The organism is Kribbella sp. NPDC055071 (assembly GCF_053608045.1).
On record NZ_JBSGUS010000018.1, the window covers coordinates 79,948 to 97,595 of the forward strand.

A 17,648-nucleotide genomic window follows, 5' to 3' on the forward strand; every position below is an offset into this window, starting at 1 on the left:
GGGGGTTTGCTGCTGAGGTCTTGTGTTCCGCTGGCTAAGCGCTTAACTTCGGCGCGTGACGACGATGCAGGAGGTTGCGGATCGGGCCGGGGTCTCGATTGCGACGGTGTCGTACGTCGTGAACGGGACGAAAGCCGTGACGCCGGCGACGCGGGCCAAGATCGAAGCCGCGATGGTCGCGTTGAACTTCCAGCGCAACCGGGCCGCGCGAGCGCTGGCGATCCGGCGTACGCAGAATCTTGCGCTGGTGTATCCGTCGCTGGAGCGGCGCCTCGGGACTACGTCGCTGGAGTTCCTCACCAGCGCTGCCACCGCTGCGAACCGGTCCGACTACCACCTGACGTTGTGGCCGATCAGCAACGATGCGGTCGGGCTGACGGACCTGCTGTCGGCCGGGCTTGTCGACGGGGTGCTGCTGATGGAGGTGCTGCTCGACGACCCGCGGGTGACCGCGCTGCGAGCGGCGGGTACCCCGTTCGCGATGATCGGTCGGACCGCTGATCCTTCTGGTGAGCTGTACGTCGACATCGACTTCGACGCCACGGTGTCCGGCGCCCTCGATCAGCTGGAGTCGCTCGGGCACCGGCACGTTGCGCTGATCGGTGAAGAAGGTGGCCGCGGGGCTTTGCCTGGGTACGGACCTCAGGTCCGCACCGACGAGGCCTTCGCGCGTCTCGTCGCCGCACGCGGCTTGCGGTCGATCACCGTCGGGTGTGAGCAGACGGCGTCGGCGGGGGCCGACACCACCCAGACTCTGCTTGCCGAGCATCCAGATGTCACTGCGATCCTGGTGCGCAACGAGCAGGCGACGCTCGGGGTCATGGTCGGCGTCCGTCAGGCGGGGCTGCGGGTGCCGGAGGACGTGTCGGTGATCGCACTCGGTACGACGGGGGAGATCTCGACCATGTCGTCCCCCGCCCTGACGATGATGCAGTCTCCCGGTGCGGAACTCGGGCGGCTCGGCGTCGCGCTGTTGGTCGACCACCTGGAGTCCGGGACGCGGACTCCACCCCAGCTGGTTCCCTGCACCTTCCTGCCCGGCGCCTCGATCGCGCCCGCCCGCCGAACTCACTAGGAGCACGCGATGCCGCCCATCAGCTTCAGAGCTCTGTCCCGGACCGGTCGATTGCTGCTGATCGGGTTGTGCATCCTTGCTCTCGTCCCGCTCATCGCGCCGGTCCCGGCCAGCGGCGTGTCCGCCGCCACCGGCCACGAGCTGGTGGTGAACGGCGGGTTCGAGGCGGGCAGTGAGCCGTGGAGGTTCACCGCCGGCGCAGGACGCGCCACCAACAACCCGCACTCCGGACAGGGGTTGGCCTATCTCGATGCCGGCACCGGGTACGAGGTGGCCCAGAGCCTGACGGTCGATGCCGCCGGCAACTACACCGCGTCGGCCTGGATCGGGGTGAACGGCGCTGGTGGCGTCTTCGGGCTCCGCGACACGGACACCGGCCAGGTGCTGGTGTCCAGGACGTTGCCGGTCGATCCGTCGTACCACTCCTATTCTCTCGAGCCGGTGGAGCTGTCCGCCGGGCAGCACGTGGAGGTGTTTGTGTCGAGCAGTACGGAGAACTGGATCAACCTCGACGATGTGTCGGTGTTCGACGACCTGCGCGAGCTGCTGAGCTTCACGGTGAACGGCCAGCAGGGTCCGTCGGTGATCGACCACGACGCCCGCACGGTGAGCGTCCAGGTGCCGTATGAGTCCTCTCGGAAAGCCCTGACGGCCGTCGTCGAACTTCCTGCGGGCAGCACCATCGCCCCGGATCCCGCGCAACCCCTGGACTACACCCAGCCCCGGCAGTTCGCGATCACCGACGGCCAGGGTCACCAGTCGTCGTGGACCGTGACCGTGGTCGAGGAACAGAAGAGCATCGTCATCAGCAGCTCGAACGACGAACTCGTCAACACCTTCAACTGGGCCAAGTGGCGCGCCCGGCAGCACGTCCAGACCGGCAAGCGTGGTCCCGTCGACGTCGAGGGACCCGTTCCGCCGGACGCACGCCAGGCCGACTACATCCCCTCCTACTGGGCCGGCTACGCCAACCGGACCGCCTTCTACATCAGGGACTACGCGCATCAGGCCGCTGGAGCACACCTGCTGGGGCTGGACCTGGAGAACAAGTCGATGCTGCAGGCGTACGCCGCCACCTCGACCGAGGCGCGGAGCTGGTACCCGTTGTGGGCGCTCAACTTCGACGGCAGCCCCTACTTCCTGGACCACCCGAGCGACGACTACTTCGTCCGCGAGGTTCCTGCCGTCTTCGAGCTGGTCGACAAGGCCGCCGAGCAGTACCGCTGGACCGGCGACCGTACGTATCTCGACGACCCTGTGCTCTGGGACTTCTACACCAAGGCCGTGACCAAGTTCGTCGAGCTGCACGACAAGCAGTTGCCGAACGGCGTGGCAGAGGGGACCGGCCAGGGGATCTGGTACGGCGCGGCCAGCTACAACGAGCGGGCCGACGCCGACATGATCGAGGCGGGAGACGGCATCGCCACGCAGTACCAGGCGTTCCGTGGGTACGCCGACCTGGCACGCGCCCGGGGCGACGTCGCGCTCGCCAAGCAGTTCGACGCTCGCGCTGCCCAGCTCTTCACGTACTTCAACAAGGACTGGGGGACCGCGCTCGGCACCGACGAGTACGTCCGCGGTCGCACCCCCGACGGCGCGAAGGTCGCCGGGTGGGGTCAGGAGAACTCGATGTTCATGGCGTACGACGAGATCATCGACCCGAACAGCCGCAAGACCGACGAGTTCCTGGACTACATGTACACGAATTACGTCGCGAACCGGCCGACCAACATCGAGTCCAGCACGTATGTCCCGGACGTGATGTTCAAGTACGGACGGACTGAGCAGGGCTGGGCGTGGATGAAGGACATCATCGCCGTACTGGGCAAGCCGCACGAGGTCCCGCAGCAGGGGACGAACGGCGACTATCCCGAGGTCAGCTACACCCTGCTGTCCCAGACGGTCGAGGGGCTCGCGGGGATCGTGCCGGACGCCCCGGCGCACGCGGTCTCTACCCTGTCCCGGCTGCCCAAGGAGATCGGCTGGCTCAACCTCGACCACGTCACGGTGGGGGCGAATGATCTCGGCGTACGGCATGAGGGCGCTACTCGGACCACAGTGACCCACAACAGCGGACCGCAGCCACTGAAGACCACGATCAGTTTCTACGGGGGCTATCAGCAGATTGCGGTCAACGGTCGCCGCGTACGCGCGGAGCACACCCTGCAGCGTGGGAAGGCTGTCAGCTCGGTCACTGTCTCCCTACGCCCTGGAGAGCACGTAACCGCCGAGGCGGTTGGCCGGAACGACCAGAAGCGGTGGGGCGACGCGATTACGACGGCTCCGGATGACTTCACGCTGACGTCTCCGACGGACGGCGGTGACCGGGTCGCTCCTAGTCATGCTGTGCTCCAGTGGAGTCGGTCTGTGAACGCGACCGAGTACCGGGTCACGGTGGCCAAGGACGCCCAGCTGAAGGACGTCGTTCGCAGCTGGACTGTGAACGGGACGACGGCGGTGGCTCCGCGGCTTGAGGCTGGTCGTACGTACTACTGGTCCGTGACTGCGGTGAACGCCCGGACTCATCAGGAACAGCCGGTGCGCGGCCTTCCGCACAGCTTCCGGACCATGCCTGCGGCGGCGCCCGCAGCTCCGACTGGTCTCGGTGCGTACCGGTCGGGGGACCGGGTCGCCCTGAGCTGGAAGAGCGCTGCCGACGCGCTGACCGCCACTGTCGAACGGGCGCCGGCCGGGTCGGACACCTTCGTACCGGTGGCCTCGACCGTCGTTGGTGACGGTTGGGTGGATCGCAACGCGGCCGGCGGTCCGTGGCGGTATCGGGTGACGTCGACGAACGAGCGTGGGGCCGGACGTCCTGCGGTGGCCGACGAGCAGCCGCTGCCGACGAACCTGACCGCTACCGCACTGGGCGACCGAAAGGCGGACTCGGCAACCATCGGCTGGGGCTCGATCGGCCACGACCGCGCGGTCTCCGGAGGCCCGATCTCCTTGGCCGGTGTGGAGTATCCGAAGGGGATCGGTACGCACGCGAACTCCGAGATCGTCTACACCCTCGATCCGTCCGACGTGCGTTTCAGCGCCACGGTCGGAGTCGACGACTTCCAGCGGACTTCGCCGTACTCCTCGATCGTCTTCCAGGTGGAGGCCGACGGAAAACTTCTGTACGAGTCGCCGGTGCTGCACGGCGGCTCCGAACCGCAACAGGTGAACCTGGACGTGCTCGGCGTCCAGCACCTGACCCTACGAGTCACCGACGCCGGCGACGGCAACAACTCCGACCACGCCGACTGGGCGGCGCCCACCCTCTACCGCTTGCCCTGACCACCGGCTCTGCGTGAACGCTTGGCGGGATGATGCAACCAACTTCGGGGTTGTAGGCGTGTCTAACCCGGTAGCGAGGATGGGGGAGACAGATGAGTGATCGGGATGCTGCGTTCGAGGCGTACTTCGCGGCACGGTCCGACGCTATGCGTGGCACGGCTTACCTGCTGTGTGGTGACTGGCATCGGGCGGAGGATCTGGTCCAGCAGACGTTCACGAAGATCTATCTGGTGTGGCGGCGGATCCAGCGGCACGAGGCCATGGACAGTTACACCAGGCAGACGCTCGTACGGACGTTCTTGTCCGAACGGCGGCGTGGGTGGTTCCGGAACGAGTCGGTCGGGTCTCAGGAGATCGATCGGCCGGCGCCGTCGTCCGCGCGCCCCGACGACCGGCTCATACTGCTGGACGCCCTCGCGAAGGTGCCGCCGAGGCAACGCGCCGTTCTGGTGCTGCGGTACTGGGAGGACCAGTCCGTCGAGCAGACGGCCGCAATGCTCGATTGCTCGGAAGGAAATGTGAAGAGCCAGGCCGCGCGCGGGCTCGCAACGCTGCGCGGTCTACTTGACGAGGAGAAGGTTCGATGAACGAAGAGGATCTCAACGAGGCCCTGCACGACGTGATGGTGCGCAGCAGTCCGCCGCCGTCGATGGATCCTGCGCGCGCTCTCGACCAGGCCCGCCGGGCGCGGAAGCGGCGTACGGTGACGCTGAGCGTGGCAGCCGTCGTACCGTTGATGGTCGGCGTCGCGGCCGCTTCCGCAGTGGTCGCCAACTACAGCGGCGACCGGTCGTCGGGGCCGATGGTTGCGGGCAGCACCGGTACGACGCGGCCCGGCTCTACGGCGCCGCCAAAGGCTACGACCCCCACCGCGGCGCCGACGACGCGCAAGTCGGGTGACCCGTGGCCGGAGGGCCAGGTGGACCGTACGGCGACTACCGGTCCTCGCGTCGATCGGGCGGTGACCTTGCTGCACGACCTGACCGCGTCACTCCCCGCGGGGTTCACCGCGCCGAACCTGAAGTTCCCGGACGGCCGCCCGATGAACTGGCCGGAGGCCCAGTACGCGTCGGCTGACGGTGAGCCGGACTACTGGGCGTACTTGGCCTCGATCCCGGTGCAGAAGGACAACGGGGTCGGCCAGTTGCGGGTGCAGTCGACCACGCCCGACAGGAAGAAGGCGACGACCCCCTGCAAGCTGGCCCTGCGGTTCGGGAACGGTACCTGCACCGTCGTGAACGCCGGCGGTCAGAAGGTCGGGGTGGTGACGGCCAAGGAGCGGGTCGGGTATGACCAGTGGGCCGCCTACCGGTACGACGACGGGACCGTCGTGTACCTCGCGCAGGTCAAGAAGAGCGACAGCTCGGGCCGGCCGGCGTTGACCCAACCGGTGTTCACCACCCAGCAGTTGGCCGAGGCCGTGCTGTCCCCGAAGTTCAAGATCAGCAGCTGATCGACTGTTCGATGTTTATCGGTACTACGACACGGGTCAGGATCTGGTCGTCCGGGAAACGATTCCAACGGCATGCAGAAGAGGACACCTGATGCTCGATCCCGTCGTCGACAAAGGTCAGCTGACCGAAACCGATCGCTTCATCTTCGAGTCGTGGGGCTACTTCGTGATTCCCAACGTCTTGACCAAGGACGAGGCCGCCGAGGCTTACGAGGTGTCGCGGCGTCTGCACGAGAGCCGGGACCGCGAGTTCGGTCAGATCGGCCGGACCTACGAGAGCGAGCCGGTTCTCGAGCGCCTCATCGATCACCCCGACGTCCTTCCGAAGGTGCAGGGCCTGCTCGGCGACCGCTTCGTCCTGCAGGCCGGCTGGAACACCATGCAACCGGCCCATGCGGGGAACGGCGGTTGGCACCAGGACGGTTCGTCCGCCTTCGACTTCAAGGACCTGGGCTACCCCGTTCCCTTGCTTCAACTCCGGGTGTCCTACCTGCTCACCGATCAGACCGTGCCCGGCATGGGCAACCTCGAGCTGATCCCCGGCAGCCACCGCTCGCGGGTCGGTCTCCCCGACTCGATCCGTGCGAGCAAGGGCGACATCGCGATCGGCCACGTCGTCTGCGCCGAGGCCGGCGCCGCCCTGGTGTTCCACAACGGCGTCTGGCACCGGACCTTCCGCCACGACGGCGACTACGACCGCTACACCACCCACTACGTCTACAGCCCACCCTGGGTCCGCCCAGCCGACCGTCTGAGCAACGACCCCGACTTCCTGGAGCGCACCACGCCCCTGCGGCGAGCCCTCATGGGCGAGTTCACCCGCCCGGACGCCCCCTTCGGCGCCAACTACGACCCACTCCCGATCTGATCCTGAAGGGCCCTGACCTTCCACGCCCGGGCGGTAGAAGGTCAGGGCCCTGGCTCAGTGGTCGGTCAGGCGTTCCAGGACCTCGAAGACGCCGGCGATGTCGCGGCGTTCGTAGCCGAGGGCTCGGGCGAGGGTGAGCATCTCGTCCGCGCTGGTGGCGGTGGGCAACGGGACGGCCAGGGTGCGGCCGGCTTCGAGGGCCAGGACCAGGTCCTTCTGCATCAGGCGGATGTCGAACCAGGCCTCTTCGGGGAGATCGAGCAGAAGTGGCTCACGGGCCTGCAGCATCGGCGAACCGATCGGGCTGGCGGTCATGACCCGGAGGGCGAGCTCACGGTCGACCCCGGATCGCTCGGCCAGCAGCAAGCCTTCGGCCATCGCCAGGACCTGCACCGCGAGGCTGATGTTGATTCCGAGCTTCAGCGCGAGGCTCTGGCCGTTTCCGCCGATGTACGTCGGACGCCCGAGCTCGTCGAGGATCGGCTCGACCCGGTGGTAGGCGTCCTCGTCCCCGCCGACCATGATCGTGAGCGTTCCGGCCTGCACCTGGGGGACGCTCCCGGACACCGGCGAGTCGAGGAACCGGGCGCCGGTGGCCAGGACACGTTCGGCCACGGCCCGGCTGGCCCGCGGGCTCACGGTGCTCATGTCGATCCAGACCTGACCCTCGGCCAGGTCCGGAATGATGCTGTCAGCAACCATTTCGAGAGCCGCGTCGTCCGGAATCGAGGTGAAGACGACCTCGGACGTCTTCGCCAGGGCTGCAACGTCGTCGATCCAGCGCAGACCGTCGGCAACAAGCTGTTCAGCCCGTGCCCGGGTCCGGCTCGTCCCGTACACCTCGTACCCGGCTCCAAGGAGCCGTCCGGCCATTGCACCACCCATGTGCCCAAGGCCGATGAAGCCGATGACCGGGCGGTGGTTCGCTGTGTTCGTCATCGGTCCGCTCCGATCGTGGCGAGATCGGCGGCGTCGAGTTCGAGTCCGGCCGCGGCCAGGACCGGGTCGACCTGATCGGGTCGGCGTGCGCCGACGATCGCTCCGTCGATGGCCGGATTGCGCAGCGTCCAGGCCACGGCCACCGCTCCCGGGGTCACGTCGTACCGGGCGGCAACGATCTTGAGGCGCTCGACCAGCGCGAGGTTCGCCGACAGATGTGGTTCGCGGAAGCGTTCGTCGGTCCGGCGCCAGTCGTCGTTCGGCAGTTGCGTGATCCGCTCGCGGGTCATGGCGCCGGTGAGCATCCCGGAGGCCATCGGTGAGTACGCGATCACGCCGATCCCGTGGGCGTCGGCGTACGGGAGTTCGCCCTCGATCCCGCGGTCGATCAGCGAGTACGGCGGTTGCAGCGTCTCCACCGGCGCGATCTCCTGGATCTGCCGGAGTTGTGGGATGTCGAAGTTCGAGACACCGATGTGGCGTACGACGCCCGCTTCCTTCAGTTCGAGCATCGCCGACCAGCCCTCGTCGAGATCCTCCTCGGGGTTCGGCCAGTGGATCTGGTAAAGGTCGATCGCGTCCACGCCGAGCCGTTTCACGCTCGCTTCGGCCTCGCGCAGGATCGAGTCGCGCTTCAGGCTGTGGACGACGGTCCGATACCGCCCCTCGAGCAGCGACGCCTTCGTGAACACGTACGGGCGTTCGTCGGCGGACATCCCCGCGATAGCGCGCCCGACGACCTCCTCCGAGCGTCCGAAGCCGTACGCCGCGGCGGTGTCGATCCAGTTCACCCCACCCGCCAGCGCCCGGTGGATCGCAGCGATCGAGTCGTCGTCGGCCTGCGGCCCCCAGCCGAACTCCCAGCCGCCACCGCCGATCGCCCATGCTCCGAACCCGATCCGGCTGATCTCCATCCCGGTGTCACCCAGTGACACAGCCTTGATTCCTGCCTGTCTCATCGTCTTCACTCACTTCCGTCGACTCGATGCTGTCCCCAGCATCGCCAGCCGGGCCGGCGGAATCGTCCCGGGCAGCCGTCCTCGTATGCCCCTGGTAGCGGGAACAATGGTTGTGCGGTCCGGACGGCGGTGGGACGCTCGACGAGTGCTGAGCCTCGGATGGTTGCGACTCCGCGGACCGTTGCTGCTGGAGTGTGTGGGCGCGTTGGCCGCGGGCGTCGTTGCGTTCGTCCTGGCCGCTGTCGTGTGTACGGCGGCTCGCGGTCACGTGCCCGTGGTCATCGTCGGCGTGGTCCTGCTGATCGTTGTCTTCGGCATCGCTCGGCTCAGCGGGATCATGTATGCCCTGCCGGTCGGCGTCGTCGTGATCCTGGCGTACGACTGGTACATCCTGCCTCCGCTGCGTGCGCTGGATGCGGCCACAGTCCTGCTGTTGGTGCTGTTCCTGGTGATGGCGGTGATCGTCGGCGCGGTGACCACCGATGCGGGCCGTCGGTCCGTCGAAGCCGAGAAGGCCAGCGGTGACATGGCCGACACGCAGGCCTCCTTACGTCGGCTGGCCCTGCTGGTCGCGGCCGGCGAAGCGCCTGCGGTGGTCTTCGGGGCGGTGACAGAGGAGGTGTTGCGGCACTTCGGCGGCGACACGGCCCGGATGATCCGCTTCGAGCCCGGCGGTACGGCGACCTTGGTCGCGAGCGAAGGTACGACCGGACCGCACGTGCGGATCGGTGAGCCGTGGGAGGGCTATCCGCCGACCGGACTGACCGCGACGGTCCAGCGCACCGGACGGGCCGCGCGGATCGACGACTACGCCGCGGTCCCCGGCGGCGAACCGTACCTGCGCGAAGGCCTCCGCGCGGCCGTCGCGATGCCGGTCCAGGTCGACGGGCGAGTCTGGGGCCTGATCGCCCTCGGATCCAGCGAAGGACCCCTGCCGGCCGGCGTCGAGGACAGGCTGACGGACTTCACCAGCCTGGTCGCGACGGCGGTGGCCAACGCGCAGAGCCGCGCGGAGGTGATGACCTCGAGGGCACGGCTGGTGTCGGCGTCGGACGAGGCCCGTCGCCGGATCGAGCGGAACCTGCACGACGGCGCCCAGCAGCGCCTGGTCTCGCTGGCACTCGGGCTGCGGTCGGCGGCGACCGGGTTCACCGGGCCGGAGGAGACCCGGGCCGAGATCGAGCAGATCGCCGCCGAGCTCGTCGAGGTGATCGACGAGCTCCGCGAGATCGCCCGCGGGATCCACCCGGCGGTTCTGTCGGAGTCGGGGCTGGGCCCGGCACTGCGGGCGCTGGCCCGCAGGTCGGTCGTGGAGGTGAAGCTCGAAGCCCGGATCGAGGGCAGGCTGCCCGAGGCGGTCGAGGTTGCGGCGTATTACGTCGTCTCGGAGATGCTGGCCAACGCGGCCAAACACGCGCAGGCGACCACTGTGCAAGTGAGCGCGGAGGTGTCCACCTCGAGGCTTCTGCTGGTCGTACGGGACGACGGCATCGGCGGCGCCGATCCCGCGCTCGGCTCAGGGCTGGTCGGACTCAAGGACCGGCTCGACGCTCTCGGCGGCTCCTTCGTCGTCGACAGCCCGCCCGGCCGCGGTACGACGGCCATCTGCGAGCTCCCGATCGGGAGCTGAGTTCCTGCTAGCGGGCATGCCTGGATTCCCGCCACCGGGCCTGTCGGTTGGGTGCTCACCGCGACGACGGCACCGCCTGCTCCGCGCGATGCTCCAAGGGTGCGATCACAGCGTAGTACCCAGGAGCTCAAGGAGCGATTCGAGGCCGAGGCGGTCCCGCTTCGGCAACGCTTGTACGTCGGTGCGCTGCGGCTGACCGGAAATCCCGCCGATGCGGAGGACCTGCTGCAGGAGACCTACCTGCGCGCCTATCGCGGCTTCGCGGGATTCGAGCCCGGAACCAACCTGCGTGGGTGGCTGTTCCGGATCCAGCGCAACGTCTTCATCACCAGTTATCGCAAGCGCCAGAGCGAGCCGGTGACCGTTTCCCACAACGACTGGCAGGACAACCCCGGCCCTGTCTTGCACAGCGTCGCGGCCTCGGCGGAAACCGCCGTGCTGGATGCGATCCCCGACCAGGGACTGCAAGCGGCGCTGACGTCGTTGCCTGAGCGCTACCGGCGCGTCGTCCTGCTCTTCGACGTCCAGGGATTCAGCTACCAGGAGATCGCCGACATCGTCGGGATCCCCCGGGGAACCGTGATGTCGAGAATCCACCGCGGCCGCCGAGCCCTGCGGGCAGACCTGGAGCGTGCGTCGTGACCAGCTTGCTGAGCGAGGCGTGGCATACCGCCGTACCGCGCGAAGGGGATCGGCACGGCCCGCTGCAGCCGTTGATGCTCGTGCTCACGGTGGTCACCGGCCTGGTCGACGCGTTCAGTTATCTGTCGCTCGGGCACGTCTTCGTGGCGAACATGACCGGGAACGTCGTGTTCGGTGGATTCGCGATCGCCGGCGTACCGGGCTTCTCGCTGCTGGCCGCGATCGTTGCGCTGCTCGCTTTCGCCGCGGGAGCCCTGGTGTGCGGGCGCATCATTCGCGGCGGTGACGCGCATCGGGCCCGAGTCCTGTACCACGCGCTGGTCGTCGAGGTAGTGCTCGTCGGCGCCGCGTTCGCAGTGGCCGCGGTGCTCGGAGCGGACGGCACCCGCTATCCGCTCCTCGTCCTGCTCGGCCTCGGGCTGGGTGTGCAGAACGCAGTGGCCCGGTGGCTGGCGGTTCCCGATCTCACGACCACAGTGCTGACGCTGACCATCACGGGTACGGCGGCTGACAGCCGCCTGGCAGGTGGTCCCGGATCGAGGGCCGGCCGCCGTCTGCTCTCCGCGTCGGCCATGTTCCTCGGCGGGCTGGTCGGAGCACTTCTGGAGCGCGCGGGCTGGCACACCGTGCCCCTCCTGGTCGCCCTGGTGCTGCTCGCGACGGTCTGTCTGACGGCTCAGCGGCTGGCGTCATCCCGTGCGCCCTGGACTCACGTCGCATGACGGCGTCATCGGGGATACTCTTTGCCATGACGACCGGCACGTCACCACAGCCGAGCGGCGCCAATGCCGCCGCTCCGACGCGGGTGCTGCTTGCCGAGGACGACGTACTCCTGCGCGAAGGACTCGCGAGGCTCCTCCAGCAGGCGGGCTTCGAGGTGGTCGGGCAGACCGGCGACAGCGCGTGGATCCTCCCGCTGGTGCGCGACGAGCAACCCGATCTGGTCGTGCTCGACATCCGGATGCCGCCCACGAACACCACGGAGGGTCTGGACGCCGCCCGCCAGATCCGCACGGAGCTGCCGGGGATCGGCATCCTGGTGCTGTCGGCCCACACCGAGGTCGAGCACGCGATGGAACTGCTGGCGACCGGTGAACGGATCGGCTATCTGCTGAAGACGCGGATCACCGATGTGGACGAGTTCCTCCAGACGGTGGAGCGGATCGTCAAGGGCGGTTCGGTGATCGACCCCGCGCTCGTGCAGGAGCTGGTCAGCATGCGCCGCCGCAACGACCCGCTGGGGGGACTGAGCGAGCGGGAGCAGGAGGTCCTCGCGCTGATGGCCGAGGGCCGTTCGAACGCCGGCATCGCCCGGCGGTTGTGGGTGACCGAGGGCACGGTGGAGAAGCACGTCCGGCACATCATGGCGAAGCTGAGCCTGCCTGCGACCGACGACGACCACCGCCGGGTGCTCGCGGTGGTCACGTTCCTCGAGACGCGCTAGGCCCAAGATCAGGCCCAGGATCAGGAGCAGGCCCAGGATCAGGCCCAGGATCAGGCCCAGGATCAAGCGCTGAGTCCCAGCACGCCGCGGATCGCCGGGACCGACAGTCTGGTCTTGGGCAGGAAACCGGCGACCGGGCTGGCCGAGATGCGGTCGGCGAAGTCCTCCTCGGCGTGGGTGGACACCAGGATCACGCCGGCCGCCTGCAGGGCGGTCTCGCAGGTCAACCGGCGGACGACGTCGAACCCGCTCTCGCGGCCGAGATCGATGTCGACCAGGGCGAGATCCGGCCCGAGCTCCAGGGCGAGGCGGACAGCCTCGTCCCCGGTCGAGGCCACGGCCACGACCTGCATGCCCTCGCGCTCCAGCAGACCGCGGGCAGCCGCCAGGAAATGAGGGCTGTCATCGACGATCAAGCAGCGCAACTCCATGGCTCCAGCATGCCGAACTGTCCGACGGCCGGACAATCCGGCTAGCTGCAACCGTGCCCGGGTCCGGGCTTCCGGCTATCCGGTACGACGGACGCCCGCTCGCAGTGACGAAATCCGGCCGCCCGATCGGCACCGTGGGAAGTGACAGAACCCTGGTGCCGTGGAGAGGTGTAGGTCGTGAAGATGGGATCGATGCTGAGGGCAACGGCCATGCTGCTCTCGCTGGCGTCGTACGGGCTCGGCCCGCAGTTGGCGCTCGCCCAGACGCCCGCCGTCGCGCACCAGGATCCGGTCGCCACGCAGTCACCGGCGGAGCGGGCAGGGGAGCGGTTGGACGCGATGTCGCCGACCGACCGCGACCGGGTGCAGGCCACGATGGCGGCGGCCGGCCGCGACGAGCGGCCGTACGTCGTCGACGTGGTCGCCGCCGGACATACCGCCGACGAGGTCGCCTCGTTCGCCGGTCTGATCCGGGGCAAGCGGCCACGCTGGCTGCACACTCACCTCGACCTGCTCGAACCGGACGGATCCGGCTGGGTGGCCTACCGCTCGGCGCCGGTGCAGCAGCCCGACGACACGAGCTGCGGGCCGATGACCCTCCTGATGGCGCGCGCGATGACCGACCCCTACTACGCGCTCTACCTCACGACCGGTGACAGCACCGCACGTTCGGACGCCGCCCCGGAGCAGTTCCAGGCGCGGCTGACCGCCGAGGAAGACCGCATTCACGCGGCGACCAACCGCTTCTGGCCGCAACGGCTCGGCTCGACCCCGCTCGGGATGAGCGCGGAGCTCAACCGGTACGCCGGCGTTCTCGGAACCCGCTACCAGCCCAGACTCGCTGATCGGTCGGCCCGGACGGACGCGGCCGAGGCGGCCGGCGAGGGTCACCCAGTGCCCGTCCTGATCGGCAACTGGGTCCCGCGGCACTACATCCTGCTGATCGGCCGCACCGGCGACGACCTGACGTACTACGAGCCCGGGTATGCGACGGTCGGCCACCTCAGCGTGCAGGCCTTCGAACACGGCGACCTCAGTGTGATCGGGTTCCACCACATCTACGCCGTGGTGACCCCGAAGCCCTGACAGCAGTTCCAGCTAGCAGGCACAGCAGAACTCCGGTCAGCACGCCCATCTACTTGGTGCTCACGTCGACGACAACACCACACGCTCCGCGCGATGCTTCAAGAGTGCAATCCCGCACTTCCGAGAGGTATCGAGATGAGACGCCGCACCCACCCCTGGCAGGTCTACCAGTTCGTCTGGAGCGTCGCGTGCGGCGTAGTCGTCGTACTCGGCGTGGTCGCAGGACTCTTCCTGGTATCGCCCGCCGGTGTATTCGGTCTCTTTTTCATCAGTGCGCTGATCGGATCGACCGTTGCGAGCAGTCGCTGGTCCAAGTCGCAGGGCGCACCTCTCGCCGCCAGAGCGTGGAACGCAGCTCTCACGGTCGGCGCGGTGATCGCAGCCGTCGTCGCGTTCGCGGGCTATATCGTCCTGCTCGGTATCGCGGGGCCGTCTTTGCTGGCTATTCTCGCTGTGACGTCACCGCCGGTCATGCGCCGGATCACTCGGCGACGCGGGCAGGTCGCCCACAGCCGCGCGCTGACTACGGCTGAGCTGTGCCGGCGTTGGCAGGAGAGCTACGAAGCCCTCCGTGGCGCCACCACAGCGGCCGCTCGGTTGCGCATCGTGGAAGCCAGACAGCACTATCTGGATGAACTCGAACGCCGGGATCCCCGCGGGCTGAGCGCCTGGCTGGAGCGGAACGCCAGCGCCGCGGGCGATCCCAGCCGGTTCCTCGCCGGCGAGGACGGCGGAGATCCTCGCTAGGACGGCACCGATCAGCCGACGAAGGGCGCCCTGACAATGCTCGGATTCCTGCAGCAGATCGGTGCACAGCTCGGGCCGTGGTTCTACGTCATCGCCGGCGCACTCGCGTTTGCCGAGGCCGCCGTGATGGTCGGGCTGGTTCTGCCCGGAGAGACAGCCTTGGTGGTGGCCGGATTCGCGGCCCACCAGGGCTGGATCTCGTTGTGGCCGATGGTGGCTGTGGCTGTCGGGTCGGCGGCCCTTGGCGACAGCGTTGGGTACGAGGTCGGTCGTCGGCTCGGCCCGAGATTGCGCTCGTCGGCGTTGGGTCGCCGGGTCGGTGACGATCGGTGGGTGCGTGCCGATGACTTCCTTCGCCGGTACGGCGGTCGCGCCGTACTGCTCGGCCGGTTCACCGCAGGTCTGCGGGCGTTGATGCCAGGCCTGGCCGGCATGGCCCGGATGCGGTATCTCCGGACCTTTCTACCGTGGAACGTGGCCGGTGCGGTGGTCTGGGGCGCGGGCTGTGTCCTACTCGGCTACGCCTTCTCGGCTTCGCTGACGCAGCTGGACCACTACATCACCTATGTGCCGCTGGCCGTGATCGCGTTGGCGGTCGCTGTCTTCGTCGTACTGCGCCGCCGGAAGAAGCGCCGGCTCACTGACGGCGGTGCGTAACGAGGTCTGCGGTAGCGATCAGCAAGGCCACGACCATGAGTGCGGAGGCGCTCAGCAGCGCGTCCGAGGCAGCTCGCGAGTAGTCGTGTGCAGAGCTCGTGAGCACGCGGTAGAAGATCGTCGCCAGTACGGCGGTACCGATCGCCGAGCCGATTCGCTGCGCGGTCTGCAGGGCGCCACCCGCCGCGCCGGCCATCTGGACGGGGACGTGCTGAAGGGACAGCGTCACGTTGGGGGAGGTGACCATGCCACCTCCGAGACCGGCCAGCAGCAGCGGTCCGGCGGCGACCCACGCCGCGGTGTCGCCACCGACATGCCGCAGCAGCAGCGCGGTGGCGACGAGCCCGACAATCGTTGCCGTCAGCCCGGCCACCGTCAGTACCCGACCGAATCTCGAGACCAGACGGCCCGCGATCGCCGCGGAGACCGCGATCCCGATCGCGAACGGAGTCACGGCCAGCCCGGAACGCAGCGGCGAGTAGCCGTACCCGTCCTGGAAGAACAGTGCCAGCACGAGCCAGATACCGGTGAATCCGACGAAGTAGACCATGCCGATGAGCGAGCCGGTGGCAAAGCCGGAGGTGTGGGCCAGATGTGGATCGAGCACCGGCTGGCGACCGCGTCGTACGGTCCGTAGCTCCCAGCGGGCGAAGGCGGTCAGCAGCACGACGGCGGCGACGAGCAGCCACCAGTCGTGGCCCAGACCGTTGCTCTCGGCATCCACTGCTGGGAGCAGCAGGCAGAGCACACCCGCTCCCAGCAGCATCGACCCGACCAGGTCCAGGTGGACACGGCGGCCGGCTCCGGAACGCCCCGGAACCCACCGCGCTGCCAGCAGCAGCGCGACCAGGCCGATCGGCACGTTGACGTAGAACACCCAGCGCCAGGCGTCGGCACCGGCGATCAGAGTGATGATCAGTCCACCGACGACAGGGCCGGTCGCGGTCGCGACTCCGACCGTTGCACCGAGGATGCCGAACGCCCTACCCCGTTCGGGTCCCTGGAAGAGCTCCTGGATCAGGCCCGAGTTCTGTGGCAGGAGCATCCCGCCCGCGATCCCTTGCAGCAGGCGTGCACCGATCAGCAGCCCGATGGTCGGTGCCGCGCCGGTGAGCGCGCTGGTCAGGATGAACGACGCCAGCGCGATCAGGAACATCCGGCGCCGTCCCAGCGCGTCACCGAGCCGACCGGCCGGTACGAGCGCCAGTCCGAAACTGAGCGCATACCCCGACACGACCCACTGCGCCGTTCCTGCCGAGACACCGAGGCCCCGCTCGATCGAGGGCAGCGCCACATTGACGATGCTGACGTCGAGCAGGGCCATGAACGCGGCGAGCTGACTGACTCCCAAGGTCCGCCAGCGCAGCGGATGTCCCGTCGCCGGCGAACCGTCAACGGCGGTGCTCATCCAATCGCCTGCCGATAAGGGATTCCGTACGGCGCGAACACCTCGTGCAACATGCGGTCGCTGTCCTCGTCGTACCGAACCGAGTAGACACCGGCCTTGCGCAGTTGCTGAATGGTCAACGGGACGCCCGACTTGTGAGCGACATGGAGCTCGACAGACACATGGATCGCCATCGCCGAAGGCATCACAGATCCCTGCCGAGCAGATTGCCAGATCCTCAGCCAGATCGGCTGGGTTGTATCGCTGCTGTTATCCACCCTCACCACGATGGCTGGCCAGGAGCGTGCCTGGCATCGCCATCAGCCCCCATTCGCGATGCTGGCCAGCGGGTATACCGCTTTGAAGTCAGCCGTAGCGACACGGAGGTGAGCCGTCGCGATGGTGGGAGTACGGGCTCGGACGAGTCCGTCATCACGAATCTGGAGAAGAGACGGCCTCATGAATCTCACCTTCGCGGCCTCACAATTTCCGCCGCTCGCCCTGGGCTTCTTCGGCCTGGGCACCGGCTATCTGATCTGGGGAACGCAGGAGCTGTTCGGATTTCCCCGCCGGGACGAGCGGGTCGACCGTTCGCTCGGCGTCTGGGGCCTGTGGATGCCGGGCCTGTGCCAACTGGTGACCGGCCTGATCCTGTTCATCGGATTGACCTGGTTCCAGGTCTTCGGCGCGGACCGGACCCTCTACATGGCGGCCCTCGCCTTCTCGGCGTACGGGATTCACTGGCTCGCCCTCGGCTGGAACCGCTACCGGGGCAACGATCCGCGGCCGAACGCCGGTATGTCGATCGCGTTCACGGTCATCTCCGCACTCGGTGCGACCGTCTTCTTCCACGCCGGGGACTGGCCGGTCGGACTGTTGTTCATCGGACTGGCCGGGGTCTACATCGCCGACTTCTTCGTCGTCTTCGGGGTGCGCTTCTTCGAGTCCGTCCTCGGCCTGATTCGCGTGGTGACCGGGGTGTGGCTGATGTATCTGACGTTCGCTGTCACGCTGAACCTCGCCGCCGGCTTCCACTGGACGGTCTAGC

General features: G+C 68.1%; 18 protein-coding genes. 13 read left to right on the forward strand and 5 right to left on the reverse strand.

The window, feature by feature from the left end; translation table 11 throughout:
• Positions 1-64: 64 nt before the first annotated feature.
• The 5 genes from ACWF4Z_RS27720 (at position 65) to ACWF4Z_RS27740 (ending at position 6,678) form a co-directional block, all read left to right on the forward strand.
• A complete protein-coding gene (locus ACWF4Z_RS27720; RefSeq protein ID WP_452246173.1) occupies positions 65-1,075 on the forward strand; it encodes a LacI family DNA-binding transcriptional regulator in 1,011 nt (336 codons plus the stop codon).
• Between the two features lie 9 nt (positions 1,076-1,084).
• On the forward strand, positions 1,085-4,357 hold the full coding sequence (locus ACWF4Z_RS27725) for an NPCBM/NEW2 domain-containing protein (RefSeq protein ID WP_452246074.1): 3,273 nt from the start codon (positions 1,085-1,087) through the stop codon (positions 4,355-4,357).
• 92 nt (positions 4,358-4,449) lie between these two features.
• Complete coding sequence (locus ACWF4Z_RS27730; RefSeq protein ID WP_452246075.1) at positions 4,450-4,944, forward strand: SigE family RNA polymerase sigma factor; 495 nt, start codon at positions 4,450-4,452, stop codon at positions 4,942-4,944.
• A complete protein-coding gene (locus ACWF4Z_RS27735) occupies positions 4,941-5,810 on the forward strand; it encodes a hypothetical protein (RefSeq protein ID WP_452246076.1) in 870 nt (289 codons plus the stop codon). The genes ACWF4Z_RS27730 and ACWF4Z_RS27735 overlap by 4 nt, the downstream gene beginning before the upstream one ends.
• Before the next feature lie 91 nt (positions 5,811-5,901).
• Positions 5,902-6,678, forward strand: coding sequence for a phytanoyl-CoA dioxygenase family protein (locus ACWF4Z_RS27740; protein ID WP_452246077.1), 777 nt, complete (start codon positions 5,902-5,904; stop codon positions 6,676-6,678).
• A 54-nt stretch (positions 6,679-6,732) separates the two neighbouring features.
• Here ACWF4Z_RS27740 and ACWF4Z_RS27745 read toward each other — a convergent pair whose 3' ends face one another.
• Positions 6,733-7,617, reverse strand: coding sequence for an NAD(P)-dependent oxidoreductase (locus tag ACWF4Z_RS27745; protein ID WP_452246078.1), 885 nt, complete (start codon positions 7,615-7,617; stop codon positions 6,733-6,735).
• Positions 7,614-8,576, reverse strand: coding sequence for an aldo/keto reductase (locus ACWF4Z_RS27750; protein ID WP_452246079.1), 963 nt, complete (start codon positions 8,574-8,576; stop codon positions 7,614-7,616). The genes ACWF4Z_RS27745 and ACWF4Z_RS27750 overlap by 4 nt, the downstream gene beginning before the upstream one ends.
• 145 nt (positions 8,577-8,721) lie before the next feature.
• Here ACWF4Z_RS27750 and ACWF4Z_RS27755 point away from each other — a divergent pair, with 145 nt between their 5' ends.
• The 4 genes from ACWF4Z_RS27755 to ACWF4Z_RS27770 all read left to right on the forward strand — a co-directional run bounded on the left by ACWF4Z_RS27755 (position 8,722) and on the right by ACWF4Z_RS27770 (position 12,292).
• Positions 8,722-10,206, forward strand: a complete 1,485-nt coding sequence (locus tag ACWF4Z_RS27755; protein WP_452246080.1) for a GAF domain-containing sensor histidine kinase — start codon at positions 8,722-8,724, stop codon at positions 10,204-10,206.
• A gap of 99 nt (positions 10,207-10,305) precedes the next feature.
• Positions 10,306-10,848: a sigma-70 family RNA polymerase sigma factor gene (locus tag ACWF4Z_RS27760; protein WP_452246081.1), complete on the forward strand. Its 543-nt coding sequence runs from the start codon at positions 10,306-10,308 to the stop codon at positions 10,846-10,848.
• Positions 10,845-11,570 carry a YoaK family protein gene (locus ACWF4Z_RS27765; protein ID WP_452246082.1) on the forward strand — a complete coding sequence of 242 codons (726 nt, stop codon included), beginning with the start codon at positions 10,845-10,847 and terminating at the stop codon, positions 11,568-11,570. Before ACWF4Z_RS27760 ends, ACWF4Z_RS27765 begins: the two co-directional genes overlap by 4 nt.
• A 26-nt stretch (positions 11,571-11,596) precedes the next feature.
• Positions 11,597-12,292 carry a response regulator gene (locus ACWF4Z_RS27770; protein WP_452246083.1) on the forward strand — a complete coding sequence of 232 codons (696 nt, stop codon included), beginning with the start codon at positions 11,597-11,599 and terminating at the stop codon, positions 12,290-12,292.
• A gap of 62 nt (positions 12,293-12,354) precedes the next feature.
• Here ACWF4Z_RS27770 and ACWF4Z_RS27775 read toward each other — a convergent pair whose 3' ends face one another.
• Positions 12,355-12,723: a response regulator gene (locus ACWF4Z_RS27775; RefSeq protein ID WP_452246084.1), complete on the reverse strand. Its 369-nt coding sequence runs from the start codon at positions 12,721-12,723 to the stop codon at positions 12,355-12,357.
• A gap of 177 nt (positions 12,724-12,900) precedes the next feature.
• Here ACWF4Z_RS27775 and ACWF4Z_RS27780 point away from each other — a divergent pair, with 177 nt between their 5' ends.
• The 3 genes from ACWF4Z_RS27780 to ACWF4Z_RS27790 all read left to right on the forward strand — a co-directional run bounded on the left by ACWF4Z_RS27780 (position 12,901) and on the right by ACWF4Z_RS27790 (position 15,213).
• On the forward strand, positions 12,901-13,809 hold the full coding sequence (locus ACWF4Z_RS27780; RefSeq protein WP_452246085.1) for a hypothetical protein: 909 nt from the start codon (positions 12,901-12,903) through the stop codon (positions 13,807-13,809).
• A 135-nt stretch (positions 13,810-13,944) separates the two neighbouring features.
• Positions 13,945-14,556, forward strand: a complete 612-nt coding sequence (locus ACWF4Z_RS27785; RefSeq protein WP_452246086.1) for a hypothetical protein — start codon at positions 13,945-13,947, stop codon at positions 14,554-14,556.
• 36 nt (positions 14,557-14,592) lie between these two features.
• Positions 14,593-15,213, forward strand: a complete 621-nt coding sequence (locus ACWF4Z_RS27790) for a DedA family protein (RefSeq protein WP_452246087.1) — start codon at positions 14,593-14,595, stop codon at positions 15,211-15,213.
• Here the strand turns inward: ACWF4Z_RS27790 and ACWF4Z_RS27795 are convergent.
• On the reverse strand, positions 15,194-16,621 hold the full coding sequence (locus tag ACWF4Z_RS27795) for an MFS transporter (protein ID WP_452246088.1): 1,428 nt from the start codon (positions 16,619-16,621) through the stop codon (positions 15,194-15,196). The two genes, ACWF4Z_RS27790 and ACWF4Z_RS27795, sit on opposite strands and share 20 nt — an antisense overlap.
• A complete protein-coding gene (locus ACWF4Z_RS27800; RefSeq protein WP_452246089.1) occupies positions 16,618-16,806 on the reverse strand; it encodes a hypothetical protein in 189 nt (62 codons plus the stop codon). The genes ACWF4Z_RS27795 and ACWF4Z_RS27800 overlap by 4 nt, the downstream gene beginning before the upstream one ends.
• Positions 16,807-17,059: 253 nt before the next feature.
• Between ACWF4Z_RS27800 and ACWF4Z_RS27805 the strand changes: the two genes are divergently transcribed.
• Complete coding sequence (locus ACWF4Z_RS27805) at positions 17,060-17,647, forward strand: hypothetical protein (protein ID WP_452246090.1); 588 nt, start codon at positions 17,060-17,062, stop codon at positions 17,645-17,647.
• Position 17,648 lies beyond the last annotated feature (1 nt).

Bases quoted from the DNA above. Each gene is read 5' to 3' on its own strand.
- ACWF4Z_RS27790 (WP_452246087.1), top strand. From the start codon at position 14,593: ATGCTCGGATTCCTGCAGCAGATCGGTGCACAGCTCGGGCCGTGGTTC.
- ACWF4Z_RS27770 (WP_452246083.1), top strand. From the start codon at position 11,597: ATGACGACCGGCACGTCACCACAGCCGAGCGGCGCCAATGCCGCCGCT.
- ACWF4Z_RS27745 (WP_452246078.1), bottom strand. From the start codon at position 7,617: ATGACGAACACAGCGAACCACCGCCCGGTCATCGGCTTCATCGGCCTT.
- ACWF4Z_RS27735 (WP_452246076.1), top strand. From the start codon at position 4,941: ATGAACGAAGAGGATCTCAACGAGGCCCTGCACGACGTGATGGTGCGC.
- ACWF4Z_RS27730 (WP_452246075.1), top strand. From the start codon at position 4,450: ATGAGTGATCGGGATGCTGCGTTCGAGGCGTACTTCGCGGCACGGTCC.
- ACWF4Z_RS27795 (WP_452246088.1), bottom strand. From the start codon at position 16,621: ATGAGCACCGCCGTTGACGGTTCGCCGGCGACGGGACATCCGCTGCGC.
- ACWF4Z_RS27725 (WP_452246074.1), top strand. From the start codon at position 1,085: ATGCCGCCCATCAGCTTCAGAGCTCTGTCCCGGACCGGTCGATTGCTG.
- ACWF4Z_RS27740 (WP_452246077.1), top strand. From the start codon at position 5,902: ATGCTCGATCCCGTCGTCGACAAAGGTCAGCTGACCGAAACCGATCGC.
- ACWF4Z_RS27775 (WP_452246084.1), bottom strand. From the start codon at position 12,723: ATGGAGTTGCGCTGCTTGATCGTCGATGACAGCCCTCATTTCCTGGCG.
- ACWF4Z_RS27805 (WP_452246090.1), top strand. From the start codon at position 17,060: ATGAATCTCACCTTCGCGGCCTCACAATTTCCGCCGCTCGCCCTGGGC.
- ACWF4Z_RS27800 (WP_452246089.1), bottom strand. From the start codon at position 16,806: ATGCCTTCGGCGATGGCGATCCATGTGTCTGTCGAGCTCCATGTCGCT.
- ACWF4Z_RS27785 (WP_452246086.1), top strand. From the start codon at position 13,945: ATGAGACGCCGCACCCACCCCTGGCAGGTCTACCAGTTCGTCTGGAGC.
- ACWF4Z_RS27750 (WP_452246079.1), bottom strand. From the start codon at position 8,576: ATGAGACAGGCAGGAATCAAGGCTGTGTCACTGGGTGACACCGGGATG.
- ACWF4Z_RS27720 (WP_452246173.1), top strand. From the start codon at position 65: ATGCAGGAGGTTGCGGATCGGGCCGGGGTCTCGATTGCGACGGTGTCG.